This is a genomic window from Shewanella sp. POL2, assembly GCF_000282755.1.
GTDB classification, from domain to species: Bacteria; Pseudomonadota; Gammaproteobacteria; order Enterobacterales; family Shewanellaceae; genus Shewanella; species Shewanella xiamenensis.
In genome coordinates this window covers 1-20,497 of the sequence record NZ_AKZL01000050.1, presented here as the reverse complement: position 1 = coordinate 20,497, position 20,497 = coordinate 1, and the positions used below count along the sequence as shown (strand labels likewise).

At 47.0% G+C, this 20,497-nt stretch carries 16 protein-coding genes; 4 read left to right on the top strand and 12 right to left on the bottom strand.

The annotated features are described in order from the left end of the window. Positions 1–215: 215 nt before the first annotated feature. Positions 216–1,142 carry a bile acid:sodium symporter family protein gene (locus SHEWPOL2_RS13985; protein ID WP_037429195.1) on the top strand — a complete coding sequence of 309 codons (927 nt, stop codon included), beginning with the start codon at positions 216–218 and terminating at the stop codon, positions 1,140–1,142. Between the two features lie 844 nt (positions 1,143–1,986). Beyond that, the gene (locus SHEWPOL2_RS13980; protein ID WP_037429215.1) at positions 1,987–4,044 is read left to right on the top strand and encodes a TonB-dependent receptor; all 2,058 of its coding nucleotides are present in this window, start codon (positions 1,987–1,989) and stop codon (positions 4,042–4,044) included. Positions 4,045–4,123: 79 nt separating this feature from the next. Here the strand turns inward: SHEWPOL2_RS13980 and SHEWPOL2_RS13975 are convergent, their stop codons facing one another. From SHEWPOL2_RS13975 to SHEWPOL2_RS13920, 12 genes are all read right to left on the bottom strand, one after another. Next, positions 4,124–5,107 (bottom strand): formate dehydrogenase subunit gamma, encoded by a 984-nt coding sequence (locus SHEWPOL2_RS13975; protein ID WP_037423443.1) that lies wholly within the window; start codon positions 5,105–5,107, stop codon positions 4,124–4,126. A gap of 76 nt (positions 5,108–5,183) precedes the next feature. Beyond that, positions 5,184–5,753, bottom strand: a complete 570-nt coding sequence (gene fdh3B, locus SHEWPOL2_RS13970) for a formate dehydrogenase FDH3 subunit beta (protein WP_037423445.1) — start codon at positions 5,751–5,753, stop codon at positions 5,184–5,186. Between the two features lie 29 nt (positions 5,754–5,782). Next, positions 5,783–8,635: a molybdopterin-dependent oxidoreductase gene (locus SHEWPOL2_RS13965; RefSeq protein WP_037429193.1), complete on the bottom strand. Its 2,853-nt coding sequence runs from the start codon at positions 8,633–8,635 to the stop codon at positions 5,783–5,785. A gap of 17 nt (positions 8,636–8,652) precedes the next feature. After that, positions 8,653–8,853 carry a twin-arginine translocation signal domain-containing protein gene (locus SHEWPOL2_RS13960; RefSeq protein ID WP_037423451.1) on the bottom strand — a complete coding sequence of 67 codons (201 nt, stop codon included), beginning with the start codon at positions 8,851–8,853 and terminating at the stop codon, positions 8,653–8,655. Between the two features lie 379 nt (positions 8,854–9,232). Then, complete coding sequence (locus tag SHEWPOL2_RS13955) at positions 9,233–10,261, bottom strand: formate dehydrogenase subunit gamma (protein WP_037423454.1); 1,029 nt, start codon at positions 10,259–10,261, stop codon at positions 9,233–9,235. Positions 10,262–10,310: 49 nt separating this feature from the next. After that, positions 10,311–10,907 (bottom strand): formate dehydrogenase FDH3 subunit beta, encoded by a 597-nt coding sequence (fdh3B, locus tag SHEWPOL2_RS13950; protein ID WP_011074129.1) that lies wholly within the window; start codon positions 10,905–10,907, stop codon positions 10,311–10,313. A 26-nt stretch (positions 10,908–10,933) separates the two neighbouring features. After that, positions 10,934–13,783: a molybdopterin-dependent oxidoreductase gene (locus SHEWPOL2_RS13945; RefSeq protein ID WP_037429190.1), complete on the bottom strand. Its 2,850-nt coding sequence runs from the start codon at positions 13,781–13,783 to the stop codon at positions 10,934–10,936. Between the two features lie 17 nt (positions 13,784–13,800). Beyond that, a complete protein-coding gene (locus SHEWPOL2_RS13940; RefSeq protein ID WP_037429188.1) occupies positions 13,801–13,998 on the bottom strand; it encodes a twin-arginine translocation signal domain-containing protein in 198 nt (65 codons plus the stop codon). 166 nt (positions 13,999–14,164) lie between these two features. Then, positions 14,165–14,842, bottom strand: a complete 678-nt coding sequence (locus SHEWPOL2_RS13935; RefSeq protein ID WP_037429186.1) for a molecular chaperone TorD family protein — start codon at positions 14,840–14,842, stop codon at positions 14,165–14,167. 10 nt (positions 14,843–14,852) lie between these two features. Then, on the bottom strand, positions 14,853–16,529 hold the full coding sequence (locus SHEWPOL2_RS13930; RefSeq protein WP_086024047.1) for a 4Fe-4S binding protein: 1,677 nt from the start codon (positions 16,527–16,529) through the stop codon (positions 14,853–14,855). A gap of 171 nt (positions 16,530–16,700) precedes the next feature. Then, positions 16,701–17,357, bottom strand: coding sequence for a DUF3306 domain-containing protein (locus SHEWPOL2_RS13925; RefSeq protein ID WP_037429184.1), 657 nt, complete (start codon positions 17,355–17,357; stop codon positions 16,701–16,703). Further along, positions 17,357–17,821: a DUF3305 domain-containing protein gene (locus tag SHEWPOL2_RS13920; protein ID WP_037429183.1), complete on the bottom strand. Its 465-nt coding sequence runs from the start codon at positions 17,819–17,821 to the stop codon at positions 17,357–17,359. The genes SHEWPOL2_RS13925 and SHEWPOL2_RS13920 overlap by 1 nt, the downstream gene beginning before the upstream one ends. Before the next feature lie 298 nt (positions 17,822–18,119). On the opposite strand from SHEWPOL2_RS13920, the gene SHEWPOL2_RS13915 reads away from it, so the two are divergent. Continuing rightward, positions 18,120–19,016, top strand: coding sequence for a formate dehydrogenase accessory sulfurtransferase FdhD (locus tag SHEWPOL2_RS13915; RefSeq protein ID WP_037423471.1), 897 nt, complete (start codon positions 18,120–18,122; stop codon positions 19,014–19,016). A gap of 54 nt (positions 19,017–19,070) precedes the next feature. Continuing rightward, positions 19,071–19,976 (top strand): helix-turn-helix transcriptional regulator, encoded by a 906-nt coding sequence (locus SHEWPOL2_RS13910; RefSeq protein ID WP_037423474.1) that lies wholly within the window; start codon positions 19,071–19,073, stop codon positions 19,974–19,976. The last annotated feature ends 521 nt before the right edge of the window (positions 19,977–20,497 follow it).

Sequence of the window (20,497 nt, the reverse complement as noted above, 5' to 3'; positions counted from 1 at the left end):
TTAGTAAACATAGATGCATATTTACTGAGGTTTTTGGCTCTTTGTTATTGAATTTGAGCGATTAACTTAAGAGCTCAATCGAAAGGCTGAAATGATTAAAAGTTGAGGTTCTTACTTGTGGACGCTTTGGCTTGTGCTGAGGGAGTCAGGCTGTCATTATCCCAGCGGACATTGCTTAATTTCCTCAAATCGCCTGAAATCTTGGAGGATTCCCATTGGTTAATATCAACCGCTTTTTTCCGCTATTTGCCTTACTCGGGGCGGGTACGGCGTATTTGATGCCAGCTTGGTTTAGCGGATTGAAAACCAGCATAGTGCCGTTGCTGGTGGTGATTATGTTATCCATGGGATTGACCTTAGATTTGCAGGATTTTGCCAATGCATTTAAGCAGAAACGCGCCGTTATCACAGGTTTAATCTTGCAATTTACCCTAATGCCCTTAAGTGCCTTAGCTATTAGTTTGCTGTTAGGGCTCAATCGGGAATTGACCATAGGCATGGTGCTGGTGGGGAGCGTGGCGGGCGGCACGGCATCGAACGTGATCTGCTATTTGGCCAAGGGCGATGTCGCCTTATCTATCACTATGACGGCGCTATCCACCTTAGTGGGTGTGGTGCTCACCCCGTTGATTATCCAGCTATTAATCGGCGAGATGGTCGCCATTCCTTTAATGGATATGCTAGTCAGCCTCGTTAAAATCGTGCTTATCCCTGTGACTGTGGGTGTGGTATTGAATCATTTCTTTAAACCGCAGGTGGCTAAACTTGCCCCCGCATTACCCATCATTTCCATCGTGGCGATAGTGCTGGCCATCAGCATTATTGTGGCCTTAAATGCGGGCCAATTTACGCAGGTAGGGCCTGTGATTTTACTCGCGGTGTTTCTACATAATGGTTTGGGACTTTCATTGGGGTATATCTGCTGTCGCTTGCTCGGCTTTAACCACACCGTGTGTAAAACCATTTCGATTGAGGTGGGGCTGCAAAACTCTGGTCTCGCAACTGCTCTGTGTATCAAGTTTTTTAGCCCACTCTCCGCCGTCCCCAGCGCGATTTTCTCAATTTGGCATAATCTCTCAGGCGCCATGCTGGCAGGATATTGGGCGAGCCGAGTACAGAAACAGGCAGATGTATTGAAATAATTCCTGTAATGGTAGCGCTCGATTTATGGATTGATAAGGCGAGAGTTACTGAGGGAAGATTTTTGCTCTGATTAGGGAAAACTTTGGTATCTATTGCGTTTAACCTCGGGACGAACAAGCAGAATATCAACTGCATTCAAAAAGATTTGTACCCGCGGAATAACCGTCCGACGCCAGTGTTGGTCATGAATTTACGACTGACTATTAGCTTCACGACTATCACTTCATTCAGTAAGCATGTGATCGAAACCCTTATCGCCAATACAGGACAAAAATATGGCCACTAGGCGCTTAATTGGACGTTATATAAATCCACCACGACACAGGTAGTAGGCTGATTGATATAAAGAAAGTTGCAATTCGAAATTGATGACTATTAGAGGGAGGAATTCCGACCATTAGTACTAACCAGCCTAATATGGATGCAATTCCTAAAAATAAATTGCTTATCGATAGTGATAGGTTGCCAATAATGATCCCCATGAACACTCCTATCGCTAGGTACATCAATTTTGCTTTTGAAATATCACCCATGGTTTCCGTGTTTCCGCTAATCCTCCTATTAGCAACTTAGAATATAGGCAGAAACAGAAGAACGCTATAGGGTGACTGCTTAAGTCTTTGTGGCCGAATATCTGTAGATATAAAGTTATTGTAACTGACTTATCTTATTAACACTTAAAGTGTTTTTCCTTTCAATACCTAATGTATTTGCGTTATATCACAAAGTGATTTGTTGAATGTAAATGATATCGATTATCAATTGTGTTTAAGGTTGTTTTAAGATAAATTGTCGGCATTTTTAGTTAACACCTTTTTATCAATGAGTGCCGTCGAGGTTTTTATGAAATGCAGGGCGTTTAAGAAAAGTGCAATTGCCGCAATAGTTTCGAGTTTACTGGTCTCTTCCGTTTATGCTGGTGTGGATGCGGAATCTTCAGAACCGATTGAAAAAATTACTGTTTATGGTGAAAAGATTGAGCGTAGCCTGAAGGATACGACGTCATCTATTTCAGTGATTGATAAGGAAACCCTCGATAGCGGCCAATACCAATCAACCTCAAGTGCCTTATCTGAGGTGCCGAACGTGGTGGTGTTATCCGGCTCTGTGCCCGATATTCGTGGGGTTTCTGGTAATGGTTCGGCCTCCGGATTTAACTCTTTCACCGGTGGGGCTCGTGCGCGGGTATCAACCTTAGTCGATGGTGTGGCGGAGCCTTTTGTTGCTGATCTTACGGGTGATACTGGGCTGTGGGATATTCAACAAATTGAGGTTTTCCGTGGTCCGCAATCGACGATTAATGGTCGTAACAGCATTGGCGGTACGGTATTTATTAAAACCGAAGATCCGACCTTCGATTGGCAGGGCGCGGCTCGCGTGGGTTATCGCAATCAAGATAACTTTATCGACAGTGCAGTGATGCTCTCAGGCCCCATCCTCGATGATGAGTTAGCATTTAGGGTGAGCGGGCAAAATGTGACGGGCGAAACCTACAATAAAGGCTTGGAATACGAGACGAATCCCGCCACATTTGATCAAAATGAACTCATTACCAATCGCTGGCGCGGCAAATTTTTGTGGCAACCGAGCGCAATTGAAGACCTAAAAGTGCTCTACAGCTTTTCATACAATGATGAGAAAGGTGACTCAGGGCGTAACTATTTTACCGGTGACGATCCATGGGCATATAAGCCGATTTCCCAACGTTATATCGAGACTAAATCGACAACTCACTCAGTGAAAGTGGATTATGACCTCGGGGAAGGGCAAGCCCTCGATCTGATAGTCGCCTATATGGATTACGATTGGGGCTTTGAAACCTATGAGCCTCTCGTGACTGCCCAGCAATATGTGGATATGGAGGACAAGAGTTATACCGTAGATGGCAAATATAGCTTTGGCCTCAAAGACAAAGATTTCAACGGTTTTGTTGGTTTAGCCTATTTTAAACGTAGCCAAGATTTTGGTAGTACTGGCAGCTCAATCTATAGTGGTGATGACAGCACTAAGTCAGCCTCCGTTTATGGTGAAGTCACCTATGGGCTCGCCGACTCGATCTGGATTACTGTTGGTGGCCGCGTGATGCGTGAGGAGCAATTACGTAACTTCAACATGCGCTATCAAGGTAGTCTACTTGAGGAAAAACTCGATGACGCCAATACCGTTACCCTGCCGAAGTTAGTGCTGCAATACGCGCTGAATGATAATACCACCTTAGCGGCCAGTGTTCGTCGTGGTTATAACTCGGGTGGTGGCGCGCTGTCTTTGGTGGAAAGCGAGTATTACTACTACGATGAAGAGTTTGTAAATACCTATGAACTGAGTAGCCGTAGCGCATTTGCCAATGGCGATGTCAACTTAAGTGCTAATATCTTCTACAACGATTTTGATGGTTATCAAGCGTCTAATAGCGCCCGCAAAATTACCAATATCGATAAAGCCGTCAGTTACGGTATTGAAGCCGAATTCAGCGCCATGTTAACTGAAAACTGGCAGTTTATTTCGGGCGTAGGTTTACTCGATAGCGAAATCAAGCAAGCCGACCCTAGCTATGGGGATATTATCGGTAATCAGTTGAACTCAGCCCCGCACATCACTGCTAATGCTGGATTCAAGTATTGGATGAATGATGCGTTCTCTTTCGGTTTTTCAGGCAACTATGTTGGCGAGTATTTTGCGGATATTAATAATACCGAATCTAGAATAGCGGGTGATTATGTCGTGGCGCGTGTGAGCCTTGATTATCAAACCGATAGCTGGAGAGTTAGCGGCTTTGTCAACAACCTGTTTGATGAGCAAGCGTTGACGGTAAATGAACCCGCCAGCCGCAGTTACCCCGATGGTTATGCCGCGATTATCGATCCCAGAAATATCGGTGTCTCTGTGATGTATCGCTTCTAATCGCTCGAGTTAACGCACTTATTTTACCCATAAAAAAACCTCCACAAATACAGTGGAGGTTTTTTATTTTCAGCGACTTTTACTCTTTATATTTCAACGTGCCGTTAGCTTTGATTTCGTCGTACCACAGGTTGTGGTGTTGGGTTGCCCAGTTTTCATCACAATAACCAGACACCATACACTCCATACCGCCTTCTGACATTACCGTTGCCATGAAGATATGCACGATAGAGAAAGCACAGATCACGATGGCGCTCACTGAGTGCAATACCAGCGCGATTAAGCTTAAGGTGCGGCTTGGTTCGAAAAGATTTGGGAACAGTAACAACATGCCAGATGCTGAAATGATTAACCCGAACAGGGCAAAGGCCCAGAACCACATTTTTTCACCGGCGTTGGCAAAGCCTGCATCAGGGTGTTTACCTTTGAATGGACCAAAGTTGATGTAACCACCAACAACCAGGAACCACTTCACGTCGTACATTTTTGGCAGCTGGTTCTTCGCCCATAACACTGTCATCAATGCCCAGCCGATCATAAACGGAATCGCCATCACATCATGGATTTGCTTAGCGCCATAGACGATAGCTTCCCAGATGCCTTCGCCCAACCAAGGTTGGAAGAAGAAGCGACCTGCTAATAAGGTTAAGCCCGTTAATATCAATAGTAAGCACGGAATCGCACCTAACCAGTGAATAGAAACGTCGAATTTAGACCAGCGATGCACTAACTTGCCTGAAAAACCATGGTGTAGCTTAGAAATGCCGTTCACCTTGATAAATAAGACAAAGATAATGATCATGCCGAATAGCGCTGCCATTAAAGCCGGCGCTAACCAGTCGCTACGTAGCTCCAACACCCGTAGATCATAAGTATTGATCGGCTGTGCGTGGAACTCGCTTTGTGAGGTAGTGTATCCCGTCGCGCCATCCTTCAGCTGTGCCCAAATTTGGGCATCAGAGGCTTGAGGTTGGATCGCCTGTCCATCACCACCATTGGCTAGACACACGGCACTAAATAGCAGTGCTATGGCTAAACCTATGTGTTTGAACCATTTGTTCATCATACATCCTCTCTCGCTTAGTGGCGCCTGCAAGCAGGCACCAAGCTAAGTCTGTGGACAGATCCTGTGACCTGAATTAATTCCAAGCCGCGTTTTTAGCACCACGGTAAGCCACGCGCTCACGGAAGATGTTCGAAACAACTTCTGCATCACCCGCTAATAAGGCTTTAGTGGCGCAGAGTTCTGCGCACATTGGCAGTTTGCCTTCAGCAATACGGTTTGAACCGTACTTCTGGCGCTCTGCCTCTGAGTGGTTTTCTTCTGGGCCACCGGCACAGAAGGTACATTTATCCATCTTACCGCGGCTACCAAAGGCACCTTTTTTCGGGAACTGTGGTGCGCCAAATGGGCAGGCGTACAAGCAGTAACCACAACCGATACAGGCATCTTTGTTATGTAGCACAATGCCGTCATCGGTTCTGTAGAAGCAGTTTGCTGGGCAAACCGCCATACATGGTGCATCTGAGCAATGCATACAGGCGACAGAGATTGATGCCTCACCTGGTTGACCATCGTTGATGGTTACCACGCGGCGGCGTTGGATACCCCACTCGAGAGCGGAGTCGTTTTCGTTTTTACATGCGGTGACACAGCCGTTACATTCGATGCAGCGCTTGGTATCACACAAAAATTTCATTGTAGCCATAGTGGCAATTCTCCTAGCTTAAGCTGCACTTACGCTTTAACGATCTGACAGAGCGACGCTTTGGTTTCCTGCATTTGGGTCACAGGGTCATAACCATAGGTCAGTGCTGTGTTACAGGATTCACCGATAACGTAAGGCACTGTGCCCTCAGGGTAGTTAGGCGCTAAGCTTTCGCCGTGCATCACACCCGCAAAGTGGTAAGGCATAAAGGTCACACCTGGTTTAACGCGTGGCGTTACCATGGCTTGTACTTTAATGCGGCCACCTTCGGCGCCCTCTAACCATACAAACTCACCGTTGCGGATACCGCGGTCGGCAGCGTCGCCTGGGTTGATTTCAACAAACATTTCCTGTTGAAGCTCAGCCAGCCATGGGTTAGAACGAGATTCTTCACCACCACCTTCATATTCCACTAAACGACCAGAGGTCAGTACTAATGGATATTTACCGCTGAAGTCTTTCTCTTGGATTGACTTGTACAGTGTTGGTAGACGATGAACTTGCATATCGTCGTAGGTTGGGTACTTAGCGACTAAGTCACGGCGTGCGGTGTATAACGGCTCGCGGTGCACAGGTACTTGGTCTGGGAAGGTCCAAACGATACAGCGGGCTTTGGCGTTACCAAATGGGATACAACCGTGCTTAATTGCCACGCGCACGATACCGCCTGACAGGTCAGTCTTCCAGTTTTTACCTTCGGCTTCGGCTTTTTCCTCGGCAGTCAGATCATCCCACCAGCCCAATTGCTTGAGCATATCGGCAGTAAACTCAGGATAACCATCTTGGATTTCCGCACCTTTAGAGTAAGTGCCATCCGCCAAAATGCTTTGACCGTTGTATTCAACACCATAACGAGCACGGAAGTTACCGCCGCCGTCTTTTACGTGTTTGGCTTGGTTATACAGAATTTGGGTACCAGGATGTTTAGCTTCTGGTGTACCCCAACATGGCCAAGGTAAACCGTAGGTTTCGCCCTTCGCAGGCCCCCCTGCGGCTTCAAGCGTTTTATTGCTGAAGGTGCCCCAGTTTTGGGTGTGTAACTTGATACGCTCAGGGCTTTGACCTGTCATACCGATAGTCCACATACCGCGGTTAATTTCGCGAGTAATGTCTTCGATTACTGGTAAGCCGTTTTCTTTGGCGATGCGTTTAGTGTACTGCTCGTCAATACCGAGTTTTTGCGCTAAACGGTACATGATTTCGATGTCGGTTTTTGACTCGAATAAAGGTTGGATAACCTGCTCACGCCATTGGATAGAACGGCCTGAGTTAGACACTGAACCTTGTGTTTCAAACTGAGTCGCAGCAGGTAACAGATACACGCCATTCTTACGACGGTGCATAACACCTGCCATTGTTGGGAATGGGTCGACAACGACGACTGTATCCATCTTGTCTAAGGCATCACGCACTTCACGTTGACGGGTTTCAGTGTTGACCGATTGACCCCAGAAGAAGGCCATACGGATATTGTCTTTCTGAGCCAGTTTGCTCTTGTCTTCTAACACGCCATCGTGCCAGCGAGAACAAGGAATGCCTGGAGTGGTCATTGGATCTTTGCCTAAGTAGGCGTTTTGATCGAAACGGCTCTTCACCCATTCCATATCCAGATCCCACACGTGGGTCCAGTGAGTCCAAGCCGCAGAGGTTAAACCGTAGTAACCTGGTAAGTTATCGAATAACAGACCTAAGTCAGTCGCACCTTGTACGTTATCGTGACCACGGAAAATGTTAGTACCGCCACCAGATACGCCCATGTTACCTAAGGCTAATTGCAGAATACAGTAAGCACGAGTGTTAGCGTTACCGACGTGATGCTGAGTACCACCCATACACCAAATCACAGTACCAGGACGATTATCGGCCATCAGTTTAGCGGCTTGATAAACCACTTCTTCGCTTACGCCAGTGATATCCGCCACTTCTTTTGGCGGGAATTTTTTCACTTCTCTGCGGATACTTTCCATCTCGAATACGCGATGTTTGATAAAGGTTTTATCTTCCCAACCGTTTTCGAAAATGTGCCACAACATACCGTAGATAAACGGAATATCAGTACCAGGACGAATTGCACAGTGCAGATCTGAGTGCGCTGCTGTGCGAGAGAAACGTGGATCAACGACGATGATTTTCGCGTTATTTTTCTCTTTAGCGATCAGAATGTGTTGCATTGAAACCGGATGCGCTTCCGCTGGGTTTGCCCCGATCAGGAAGATAGCATTGGCATTCTGAATATCGTTGAAAGAGTTAGTTTGCGCACCGTAACCCCAAGTGTTAGCAACACCGGCTACCGTGGTAGAGTGACAAATACGAGCAGAGTGGTCGACGTTGTTTGTGCCCCACATGGCCGCCAGTTTGCGGTACATATAGCAGCCTTCGTTAGAAAACTTAGCGCTACCCATGAAGTACACTGAGTCTGGGCCAGATTCTTTACGAATGTTGAGCATTTGGTCGCCCACTTCGTTAATCGCATCTTCCCAAGAGATTTTTTTCCACTTGCCATCAACCAATTTCATTGGGTATTTCAGGCGTTTTTCACCGTGGCCATGCTCACGCAGTGCAGCACCTTTAGCGCAGTGACCGCCGGCGTTGAATGGGTGATCAAATGCGGGTTCCTGACCTGTCCATACACCGTTTTGTACTTCGGCATATAGACCGCAACCGACGGCACAGGCACTACAAATCGTACGTTTAACTTCGATAGGCGCATCGTGCGGTACATCTTTGGCTTCTGCGCGGCGCATCATGCCAGTACCCATCAGAGAAGCGGCTGCGATACCACCGGTAGCAATACCTGCTTGCTTCATAAATTGACGACGGCTAATGCCTAACGTCGGTTTGTCGGCCACTTTGGCGACATCGGACTTGCGAGTTAACTTCATCGCTGACTTCTCCTAGATTAGCTACGCAGGCTATCGTAATAGCTGATAATGTGCGCAGTTTCGTGGTAACCCTTAGGTTCTTTAGTTGTTACCTTGCTGCTCTCGCTGGCTTGGGCTGCACTGATGCCGGTAGCGGCAATTGCGGCGCCGGCTACGCTGCCAACGGTGAGTGCTTTAAGCAAAGAACGGCGAGTTAAATCGCTAGGTTGTTGCTTCATGCTGACTCCTGAAATAGGGATTATGGTTCTTGGGATGGCGCGACTTTTCGAGGAGTGGTGCTTGTTATCAAAAAGTGAAGATTAGAGGTGAAAAAGATAATAAAATCATCTTGCTTGCCGTTAATCATCGCGCGTGACGGCAATATAGTAGGAAAAGATTGAGTAGGATTTGATCTAGAACAGTTTGCGGTAACAGAAGATGATACGCCAATCCAAAAGCGTTAACTTGCTCATGCTTTGGCGGTTTATTTGAGATGACAAAATTGCCCGATTTCTACTTCAAAACAAAATGTTTGTTAATAAGTTGTTAGTTTGGTTTGGATGAAAAAACACCCCGCAGTGCGAGGTGTTTTTATCGGGTTAAGTATAACCCCTTGCGTTAGTCTTTATAACGCAGACTGCCGTTGGCTTTGATTTCGTCATACCATAAATTGTGGTGCTGGATTGCCCAGTTTTCATCACAATAGCCTGACTTCATGCATTCCATACCACCTTCACTGAGCACAGTTGCCATCCAAATATGCACAATAGTAAAGGCAATCAGGATAACGGCACTGATCGAGTGGATCAGCAGCGCGCCCATCGAGGCTTCACGGGGTAGGTCTAAGCCGGGTAATACCAACATGATGCCAGACACACTGATAAACAGCCCGAATAGGGTCAGTGTCCAGAACCACATTTTCTCACCGGCGTTGGCAAAACCACTGTCAGGGTGTTTACCTTTGAATGGGCCAAAGTTGATATAGCCACCGACCACTAAGAACCATTTAAGATCGTACATCTTAAAGGTTTGAAGTGGCATCCATTTCACTACGCAGACAATCCACGCCATGATAAAGACGGGGCCAGCCCAGTCATGTACAGTTTTACTACCGTAGATCAGTGGTGCCCAGATATCTGGCCCAAGCAGTTCCTGCACGACATGCTTACCGAGCATAATAGTTAAGCCAGTAAACATCAGTGCAAGACAGCTAATTGCCATGATCCAATGGATCCACAAATCTGCCTTTGACCAACGTACAACCATCTTGCCCGAGAAACCGTGGCTGAGTTTTGAAGGACCATTCACCAGATAAAACAGTAAGAAAGCACCAAACACACCCGTCACGGCCAAGGCCATAATCGGGGTGATATATTGATTCCTTATTTCTTTACCTTGGTTACCGGCAACGTTAATCAATACCCCAGTTTCGACCCCTTTGGCCGTGGTATAGCCAGTTTCACCTGACTTTACCGCACGCCACAGATCGGCTTCGCTGGTTTGCGCTTTCGCCTGCTGTTGGCTCGATTGCTGATCACTTGCCAGTACTGAGCCTGCGCTCATGACTGAGCCAAGTCCCAATCCCATCACGAGTACCATCAGAGCAAACAGACTGCGCAGTGATTTGTTTAACTGTTTGTTTAACATTTTCACTCCTTGCCAGAGGTTAGGGATCACTCCCTAACCTTCACTCTGCTTAGTTAATCTCACCGGTTTTTGGGTTGTAGCCCCAAATCACGTTAGGATTGCCTCGAGATGCCATACGTTGACGGTAAATGTTTGATACCACTTCCGCATCACCCGCGAGCAGTGCTTTAGTTGCACAAAGCTCTGCACACATAGGTAGCTTGCCTTCAGCAATACGGTTGGCACCGTATTTCTTATGCTCGGCTTCGGAGAAGGTTTCTTCTGGGCCACCGGCGCAGAAGGTACACTTATCCATTTTACCGCGGCTACCAAAGGCGGTTTTCTTCGGAAATTGCGGTGCACCGAATGGACAGGCATAGAAGCAGTAACCACAACCGATACAGGTATCTTTGTTGTGCAGCACAATGCCATCGTCAGTACGGTAGAAACAATCTGCCGGACATACGGCCATGCAAGGAGCGTCGGTACAGTGCATACATGCGACTGAAATCGATGCTTCACCTGGTTGACCATCGTTAATTGTCACCACGCGGCGACGTTGAATACCCCACTCCAGCGCGGAGTCGTTTTCGTTTTTACATGCTGTGACGCAGCCGTTACACTCGATGCAGCGTTTGGTGTCACACAAAAATTTCATGACTGCCATAATGGCTTATCTCCTCATCAAGTTGGTTAGGCTTTGCTTATCTGGCACAAGCTGGACTTCGTTTCTTGCATCTGAGTCACAACGTCATAGCCGTAAGTTAAAATGGTGTTTGCCGACTCACCTATCACATAAGGCACTGTGCCTTCTGGATAGTTTTTCGCTAGGCTTTCGCCTTCAAATACCCCTGCGAAGTGGTACGGCATAAAACATTCACCCGGTACAACCCGTGGCGTCACCATTGCCTTCACTGTGATCTTGGCGCCTTCAGGGCTATGAACGAAGACATTGTCACCGTCACGAATACCACGGTCAGCAGCGTCTGCCGGGTTCATTTCGATAAACATTTCTTGTTGTAGCTCGGCTAACCAAGGGTTAGAACGAGATTCTTCACCACCACCTTCGTATTCCACTAAACGACCAGAGGTCAGTGTCAGTGGGAAACCTTGGGTAAAGTCCTTATCCTGAATCGACTTATAAAGTGTCGGTAGACGCGCAACCATACGGTCTTCGTAGGTTGGGTACTTAGCGACTAAGTCACGACGAGGAGTGTAGAGTGGTTCGCGATGCAGTGGGATATCATCTGGGAAAGTCCAAACGATACAACGTGCTTTCGCGTTACCGTAGGGAATACAGCCATGTTTAATGGCAACACGTTGAATGCCGCCAGAAATATCTGTCTTCCAGTTTTTGCCTTCAGCGTGTTTTTTCTCTTCTTCGGTTAAATCGTCCCACCAACCCAATTGCTTGAGCATATCGGCGGTAAATTCGGGGTAACCATCTTGGATTTCACTACCCTTAGAGTAAGTGCCTTCAGCAAGAATATTGACGCCATTGTGCTCAACACCATAGCGGGCGCGGAAGTTACCACCACCATCTTTAACATGTTTGGCTTCGTTATACAGAATTTGGGTGCCAGGGTGTTTCATCTCTGGCGTGCCCCAACATGGCCATGGTAAGCCATAGGTCTCACCTTTGGCTGGACCTCCCGGTGCTTCTAGGCTGTCAGCATTAAAAGTACCCCAGTTTTCTTGGTGCATTTTTAAGCGTTCTGGGCTATGTCCTGTGTAGCCGATTGTCCACATACCTTTGTTAAATTCGCGGGTAATATCTTCAATCAATGGCTCATCACCATTGACTTTGATTTGTTTGAACAGTTCTTTATCTATGCCTACTTTCTTAGCGAGTTTGCACATGATCACGTGATCTGGCAGTGATTCGAACAGCGGCTCTATCACCTTCGAACGCCATTGAACCGAGCGGTTTGTGGCTGACACTGAGCCGTAGGTTTCAAACTGAGTCGCAGCGGGTAGTAGATACACCCCATCCTTACGTTGATGCATCACGCCTGCCATGGTTGGGAATGGGTCCACAACCACCACAGTATCCATTTTATTCAGTGCTTCACGTACTTCGCGGCCACGGGTTTCAGTGTTGACCGATTGCCCCCAGAAGAACGCTAAACGAATATTGTCCTTTTGCGCGATTTTGGTTTTATCTTCAAGTACGCCATCGTGCCAGCGAGAGCAGGGGATACCGGTTGAAGTTTGTGGTGTTTGACCTAAGTATTCGCCTTGGTCGAAACGGCTTGCCACCCATTTAGGATCGAGATCCCACACATTGGCCCAGTGGTTCCATGCTGCAGTGGTTAAACCGTAATAACCGGGTAAGTTATCGAATAACAAACCAAAGTCAGTTGCACCTTGTACGTTATCGTGGCCACGGAAAATGTTAGTACCACCACCAGGAACCCCCATGTTACCTAAAGCTAATTGCAATAAGCAGTATGAGCGGGTATTGGCATTACCGACGTGGTGCTGAGTACCACCCATACACCAAATAATGGTGCCGGGTTTGGTTTCAGCCATCATCTTGGCAACACGATACATTTGTGCCTTAGGTACGCCCACTACGTTTTCAACTTCTTCTGGGGTGTACTTTTTCACTTCTTCGCGGATACGTTCCATGCCGTAAACACGATGCTTGATAAATTCTTTATCTTCCCAGCCATTTTCAAAAATGTGCCATAACAGGCCATAAATGAACGGAATATCGGTACCTGGGCGGATATGCACGTACTCATCAGACTTAGCCGCAGTACGGGTGAAACGAGGATCAACGACAATAATTTTGGCGCCGCGCTCTTTACCAATCAAAATATGTTGCATTGCAACTGGATGAGCTTCACTTGGGTTTGCCCCAATAAACATGATGCACTTAGAGTTGCGAATATCGTTAATCGAGTTAGTTTGCGCACCGTAGCCCCAAGTGTTTGCAACACCGGCTACTGTGGTAGAGTGACAAATACGGGCTGAGTGGTCGACGTTGTTCGTGCCCCACAATGCGGCAAATTTGCGATATAAATAAGCCTGTTCATTTGAGAACTTAGCACTACCCATAAAGTAGATAGAATCTGGACCTGATTCTTGACGAATCGCCATCATCTTATCGCCCACTTCATTGATGGCTTGATCCCAAGAGATCTTCTTCCACTTACCGCCTTCTAACTTCATTGGGTATTTCAGGCGTTTTTCGCCATGGCCGTGCTCACGCAGAGCAGCACCTTTAGCACAGTGGCCGCCTTGGTTGAATGGATGGTCAAATGCGGGTTCTTGGCCTGTCCACACACCGTTTTGTACTTCAGCATAGATACCACAACCCACAGCGCAGTGAGAGCAAATGGTACGCTTAACTTCAGTCGGTGCATTGTGGGGGATATCTTTGGCTTCTGCTTTACGCATCATGCCAGTACCTAGCATTGACGCTGCAGCAATACCACCAGTGGCAAGACCTGCCGATTTTAAAAATTGGCGACGATTGAGACCGAGGGCGGGCGCTTTAGGCTCGACAACTTGGTCTGTTTTGCGGGTTAATCGCATCACACACACTCCTCTGGTTAGTTGTTCAACGACGCATAGTAATTACGGATATGGTCGGTTTCGCGATAGTTGTCACTCTTAGGTTCGCTTGGGGCAACAGTGGGGGTCGCAGCCAATGCTTGGCTACTCACAGTCGCTACCGCGCCAGCCGCACTGCCGAGTGCTAATGCTTTGAGCAGTTGACGGCGGCGCATGTCGGAAGCTTGCTTCTTCATAGTGTCTCCTTGTGTTACTAAATGAGGTGATACAAACCACGACCACCTCGGTTACTGTGGAAGCCTAAGCTTCCTTTTTGTGGCAAAGGTGAACGTTAAGTCCACCTTTGCCTATCAAACTTATATGCGATAGACAGCAAGATACTGCTCGCAAATTAGCTAAAGTTTAGTTCATTAATTCCGCTTGTTTTTCGATATCGCTGGCAGCGGGTTGTAGCTCCGCACTGCCAGGGCAATTCACAGGAATGTCTAAACTGAGTTGCTCAAACTCGGTGGCTTCCATCTCGAAAAACGCTTTAGCAAGCTGAGCGACCGTAGCGTAAAAGGCGGCACTAGGTGCTTTACCTAGGTTGTCGCAGAAGCGCTGAATCCAACTGCCAATATGGCGTTGGTAAAACGCTAGTTGACGATAACCTGGAGCCTCAAGAATTAATGTGCCCATCACTTCACACAGAGCAGCCACATGATCTTCGGGCTCTTTGACGTTTTCTTCGCGCTCAAAACCGAGTTGCATCAAGTCTTGGCGCAGCAGTGCTAAGGGTTTGTCCATTAATGAGCCAGTCATAAACCAACTGCCATAGGGCAAGATTTCGCCACAACCCACACCGAGGAACAGTGCAAAATACTCATCTTCTAATTGTTCACTGCTGAATTGCTTTGCAGCCAGTTGTACAGATAACCAAGCCTTGGTCATCTCATTGTCTTCATTGGCATCGATTTCAAGGTTGGCCAAAAATTGCAGCAGCTCAGGGCTAGGATGGCGACGCAAAAGGGCGGCTAACAGTTGATAGATATCGGCTCTCAACTGATCGTTTTCTGATACTTGTCTTACTGATTCGGTCATAGCGGATCTCTTATCGCAGTTGCTTTTCAGGATCTTGAAGAATGTCTTCAAACATGTCTTTTACCCGGCAATCACCACACATTTTCAAGCGTTCAATATTGGCTGAAAATGCACTGTGCGCGCCGACCATATCCAGCATCCGATGCACCATAGATTGGGTCGCAAAAGGAGAGCCGCAGCGAATACATTCGAACGGGGCTTCTTCTTTCAGGGTTTGTAATTGCTGACGAGCAGCTTTATCAAAGTTAATTTGTGGCGTCAGGCTGATGACCTTTTCAGGGCAAGCCGCCTCACATAAGCCACATTGCACACAGTTTTGCTCAATAAAGTGTAGTGCAGGTTTGTCGCCACCATCTTGTAATGCCATGGTGGGGCAAATCGCCACGCAGGACATACAGAGCGTACATTTCTCGACATTGACGCTGACGTTGCCGTAGGGAACGTTGTTGATACTTAAACAGCTGTTGATTTCACCCGCTTGGCTGTTTAGATGGTCAATCGCATCAAACAGAGTGTTACGTTTGCTGGTGGACGCAAAAGCGCCGGGCACAATCACTGGCCAATCGAGGCTGATGTCGAGCACAGGCTCCAAATTCGCCAGCATGCTTGGGTCGATAAGACTCAAGCGCTGCGGTTGACCCATTTCATCTAAAATGCTGTTGGCTAAAGCCAGTTCACCTTTCAACATTTGTGTGAGCGTAGGGGCAGTTGCCTCGGTATTGAGGATTAACACTTGGCGTGCGCCCCAAGCTAGTGAAGCTAACCAATGGTCAATGCTGGCAACGGTGATTTCTTCGAGGGCGACAGGGAGCACATCCCCGGCTAAGTCGTCCCCTATCAAGCTCGCGCCAACCGCGTTGTCGTGGAACAATATCACTGGTGCTGTTTGCGCTTGCTCACGGTAACGACTGATGATTTTATTCAGGTAAGAATGCAGTGCCTGTGGGGTCGGTAAGTCATAACTAATGGCCCCCGTTGGGCAGGCACTCGAGCAGCTGCCAGCGCCGTGGCAAAGGTAGGGGTCGACCTCAATTTTTTTAGCGACACTACTAATCGCATCAGCTGGGCAGAAGTTGAGGCAACGGTTACAGCCGTTGATACCGTTGCGGTCATGGGCGCACAGGTCGGCATTAATTTTGACGTAGCGAGGTTTATCAAATTGGCCAACCAGTTCGGGGAGTTGCTCTAGTGCATCGGCGAGCTTTATGTCGTCTTGGCCAACATAGAAATACCCCGGTGGTAGCATTTCGAGATTCAAGCAAGGTGTGCTGCTTAAATCGAGTATCAAATCAAAGTGCGGTTTACGAATGGCGACAACACTTAATTCCGCTGCAACGTTTTGATGCTCAACGCTAACTTGGAACTGCCCTAAAAATCCTTTAATACCGATCAGTTTGTTGTAGTAACTTTCGACATTCGTGGCGGCAGCCATCACCTGCTCAAGGTGTGCTTCATCTTGGCTGGTAATGGCTTCGTTCGCTAAAATGACGCGGCTTGCCATAGTGGACAATTTGTCCGCTGCGAGGCGTGCGAGATCCTCAGGGCCAATAATTAGCACTGTGCCTTCAGTGGTGTAACTCACTGTTGGCGGGATCAGATTCTGTAAAATCTGTGTTTGGGCTAACACATTTTGCCGCGCTTGTTTTAGCGCAGCCTGGGTTTGATTGGTTGTCAAATGAGTGCTCACATTGCGTTCCTGAACAGTACGTTGGCTGCTCTTTTATCGCTGTTTTGTTACAGATTCAGGCATTGATTTGATACTAAGTCATTGCCTTTTCTGCTTTTATCTAAGTTTTGTACTCTTAGTACAGCAATTCACATACCAAAGTTATAGACATAAAAATTAGCTAAACTGACATTAAACAACTGGCTTTTGCATCTGAGCTAATGGCTCTGGTGCATTTTGGGGTAGGTCATCAGTCTCCCCATCCAAATTGTCCGCAATCGGTATGGTGGCTAATTCGGTTTCGATATCACTGTTTTTTGATTCGATGGTATTTTCTGCACCGATCACTACATCGTCTGGTGTTGAGGTCGGTTCGATCTCTGATTCTTCACTGTCTTTGGTGATATAGCGGAATACTTTCTGGGCTAATTCAGCTGAGACTTCGCGTGTTAGTTTCGGTTGGTTGCTGTAATCAAGAGCATATTCCAAAAGACCATCTATCTCATTGAAATGCGGTTGTTTCCAAAGGGCGCGTAGCGCTGCCGTTTTTGCTGCTGGGTCAACATTCGCCCCCATAAACTGAGCGAAACTGCCACCAATCTCAATCTCGTCAGGATTAGGGAGATCTTCTGCCGTGAGGATGCGATGAGGGTCTTCATTTGCCTGGCTAAGCGCATCTTGTGATTCTTGCGCAGCGGTAGGCTCTTGAGTGATCTCTTCTGCCTTATTATCAACAAGTTCTTCCGCAGTCGTTTGCGTTTTAACAGCGGCTTCTTCAGCTGCCACTTGCTCACGACGTTGACTCCAACGGCTAAAAAAACCGTTTGCCTTTGGGGTTGAATCAGTCATTAGTCCCTCCGCAATGGATCGTGGCTTGGACCTTGATTTTTACGGTGATCGACATGCTTACGACGATAAGCAGCGATTTCAACTTCACCATATTGAGTGATAAAGGCTTCGATCCAACAGGCAATCGCTTCAGGCATTAGCGTGTTGATTACGGGCGTATTGCCTTCAAGACAGCCCGCAGCAACATTTTGATCTGCCGAAAGTAACGCGGGTACCCAAGTACCGTCTGCCATTTCATCACAGACTAAGTACAACATCGCATTGTCCATATCGAGGTTGATGCGGTAACTGGCGCGCTCATCTTTGTGCAGCTCTAGCAGTACTAAGGTCGCTCCTTCGGGGGCTTCGTGGGTTGTGGGAAGTAAATGATCGATTTCCCATTGTACTGAGGTCCAACGACCCACCTGTTTCTCTACTTTTTTGAGTGAAACGTACATGGGCCAAACACTAGTAGTATGTTGCATTGTCTCTCCGTTTCAACCGTAAGGGAGATAAGCCTTAGCATCCGGCGCTATTTCCCCTGCTTATCGTGATAAAAGGTCACTGCAATATTAATGCCATTAAACAGGGGGAATTAGTTTGAAGTGGATCATCAAAATAGGGTTAAAAGCGAGACATTTTGTCTGAGTGGACATTTTGTCTGAGACATTTTGGTGCGCCAGAATGTTTCGTATTGCGACGGATCACGCATTTAGCCCTGAGTTTTATACCTAGGTATAAATATTGCTATGCTGATGCCATCACTCGTAAAGCGGTAACATTATGATTTCTGATAACAGTTCTAATATTGCTCAGCAGATGCTCGCCAATGACCATCCTTCTCTACCCAAGCGAAGCTTTTCCTTTGTAAAAACTCAAGCTGAAGTGCCGTTAACTATTGCCGTCAAAGCAGTGGATGAGTCAGGAGTCGTTATTGATAAGCATGTTGCCTGTGAGCGACCTTTAACGGTTTATCTGAACTGGCGCCCGATAGTGACCCTGATGACATTGGGGGCAAAGCCTGAGTCATTAGCTCTTGGTTATCTTAAAAATCAGGGTTTTATCTCGGATGTTGCTCAATTAGAGTCTGTAATTGTTGATTGGGATGTGAATTCTGCCGCGGTATTAACGCATGAGCAAACCGCCGATCTCGAACAAAAGTTATCTGAAAAAACCGTTACATCTGGCTGTGGTCAAGGGACTGTATATGGCAGTTTTATGCAGGATTTAGATGGTATTCAGCTACCTACTCCAAGCCTTAAGCAGAGTACGCTCTACAGCTTGCTCAAAAACATCAATGAATATAATGAGACCTACAAAAATGCAGGTGCAGTGCACGGCTGTGGTGTTTGTGAAGCTGACCAGATCCTTGCTTTTGTAGAAGATGTTGGCCGTCATAACGCGGTGGATACCTTGGCGGGGGATATGTGGTTGGCACAGGATCGGGGCGATAACAAAATCTTCTATACCACAGGACGGTTAACCTCAGAGATGGTGATTAAGGTCGCCAAAATGGGGATACCCGTATTGCTGTCGCGAAGTGGTGTAACGCAGATGGGTCTGGAGCTTGCCCAAAAACTTGGTATCACGATTATTGCTCGGGCCAAAGGACGTCACTTTTTGGTCTACCACGGCAGTGAAAATCTCGAATTTGATGTGAATACCAACTCCGATAAATAGCGACCTTATCAGATAGCGACCGGACTCAAAAGAGATAGACGACAAGGATATAAGATGACATCCGCCAGTGAATTGATTTACATGAGCGCGAAGCAAGTTGCTGAGTATTTAGATCTTAATGAGAAAAAGGTTTACGCGATGGCGAATGACCGAATTCTCCCCGCAACAAAAATCACCGGCAAATGGTTATTCCCTAAGGTGCTGATTGACCGCTGGGTGATGGACTCCTGCCATAGCGGTATGTTAACTGACAGACTATTGATTACTGGTAGTGATGATCCTCTGTTGTCAATGTTAGTGGCGCGTTTGATGGCGCAGGTTGGTAGTCGTGAGCTTATTAGTTACAGTGCAACAGGCTCTCGTTTGGGGTTGGAGTTATTAGCTAAGGGCTATGCTGATGTGTGTACCTTGCACTGGGGGAGTATGGAAGATAGAAATATCCGTCATCCAGCATTGCTTAAAGGTTATCAAAACCACCAACAATGGATCATGGTGCACGGCTATTCCCGTCAGCAAGGCTTGATCATGCGCACCGATATGCACCACAGATGTCAAGAAGAGGATAAAGTTCTCAGTTTGCCTTGGCGCTGGGTCAGTCGCCAAGGCGGCGCTGGCAGTCAGCAGCATCTAGAGCAGTGGCTATTAAAGCAAGGTGCACGTTTAGATCAGCTTAATATCATACTCACAGCTTATAGTGAGCGTGAACTTGCAGGCTATATTGCACGTGGAGATGCAGATATTGGTTTTGGTTGTCAGTCTGTTGCTTTAGAGAGCGGTTTAAGCTTTGTGCCACTGATCAGGGAGTCCTTCGACTTTGTGATGCCACAAAGTATTTACTTTCGCAGGCAGCTACAACAATTGTTTACTATGTTAAGCAGTGGGCATACTCGGCAAATGGCGGCTCTTTTAGGGGGGTATGATCTTACCGATTGCGGACAGCTTCTTTGGAGTGCAAGTTAAGTACCTATATATGTACGTATAAGTGCATCACTACACGCTACTTTATAGCTTATATATGTATAAAGTAGCGGCTGACACTAATAGCCTTCATCTTGCTTAATCATGTAGAGCTCCAAATTTACCGCCTCATTTATTCTTTCTTCTATCTTTAGCACACACTCGTTTACTCAATAAAGGCTCGCTGTTAGGTTTGTATTGCGCATAAATCCAGCGTTTGTGGATAACTCTGGGTATAACGAGTGTGTAGGTTGTGCCTAGCTTGGGTGTAACAATCTATTTGAAAATTAATCATAAAAACACGAAAAAAGCGCTTGCACAAAAAGTTTTGCTGCCTATAATGCGCATCCACTGACACGGCAGACAGCGAAAGCTAACGCGGTTACAGTGCGAATCGAATGCAGAATGTGCAGTTGATTCGAAAGCCTCAAGAAGTTTGCAAAAACGCCTTGACGCGACAAGGGAAATGCGTAGAATACGCAGCCCTGACCCAGTGAGCGGTAACGTAAGCGATGAGGTCAAAC

Bases quoted from the DNA above. Each gene is read 5' to 3' on its own strand.
- SHEWPOL2_RS13980 (WP_037429215.1), top strand. From the start codon at position 1,987: ATGAAATGCAGGGCGTTTAAGAAAAGTGCAATTGCCGCAATAGTTTCG.
- SHEWPOL2_RS13975 (WP_037423443.1), bottom strand. From the start codon at position 5,107: ATGAACAAATGGTTCAAACACATAGGTTTAGCCATAGCACTGCTATTT.
- fdh3B (WP_037423445.1), bottom strand. From the start codon at position 5,753: ATGGCTACAATGAAATTTTTGTGTGATACCAAGCGCTGCATCGAATGT.
- SHEWPOL2_RS13965 (WP_037429193.1), bottom strand. From the start codon at position 8,635: ATGAAGTTAACTCGCAAGTCCGATGTCGCCAAAGTGGCCGACAAACCG.
- SHEWPOL2_RS13960 (WP_037423451.1), bottom strand. From the start codon at position 8,853: ATGAAGCAACAACCTAGCGATTTAACTCGCCGTTCTTTGCTTAAAGCA.
- SHEWPOL2_RS13955 (WP_037423454.1), bottom strand. From the start codon at position 10,261: ATGTTAAACAAACAGTTAAACAAATCACTGCGCAGTCTGTTTGCTCTG.
- fdh3B (WP_011074129.1), bottom strand. From the start codon at position 10,907: ATGGCAGTCATGAAATTTTTGTGTGACACCAAACGCTGCATCGAGTGT.
- SHEWPOL2_RS13945 (WP_037429190.1), bottom strand. From the start codon at position 13,783: ATGCGATTAACCCGCAAAACAGACCAAGTTGTCGAGCCTAAAGCGCCC.
- SHEWPOL2_RS13940 (WP_037429188.1), bottom strand. From the start codon at position 13,998: ATGAAGAAGCAAGCTTCCGACATGCGCCGCCGTCAACTGCTCAAAGCA.
- SHEWPOL2_RS13935 (WP_037429186.1), bottom strand. From the start codon at position 14,842: ATGACCGAATCAGTAAGACAAGTATCAGAAAACGATCAGTTGAGAGCC.
- SHEWPOL2_RS13925 (WP_037429184.1), bottom strand. From the start codon at position 17,357: ATGACTGATTCAACCCCAAAGGCAAACGGTTTTTTTAGCCGTTGGAGT.
- SHEWPOL2_RS13920 (WP_037429183.1), bottom strand. From the start codon at position 17,821: ATGCAACATACTACTAGTGTTTGGCCCATGTACGTTTCACTCAAAAAA.
- SHEWPOL2_RS13915 (WP_037423471.1), top strand. From the start codon at position 18,120: ATGATTTCTGATAACAGTTCTAATATTGCTCAGCAGATGCTCGCCAAT.
- SHEWPOL2_RS13910 (WP_037423474.1), top strand. From the start codon at position 19,071: ATGACATCCGCCAGTGAATTGATTTACATGAGCGCGAAGCAAGTTGCT.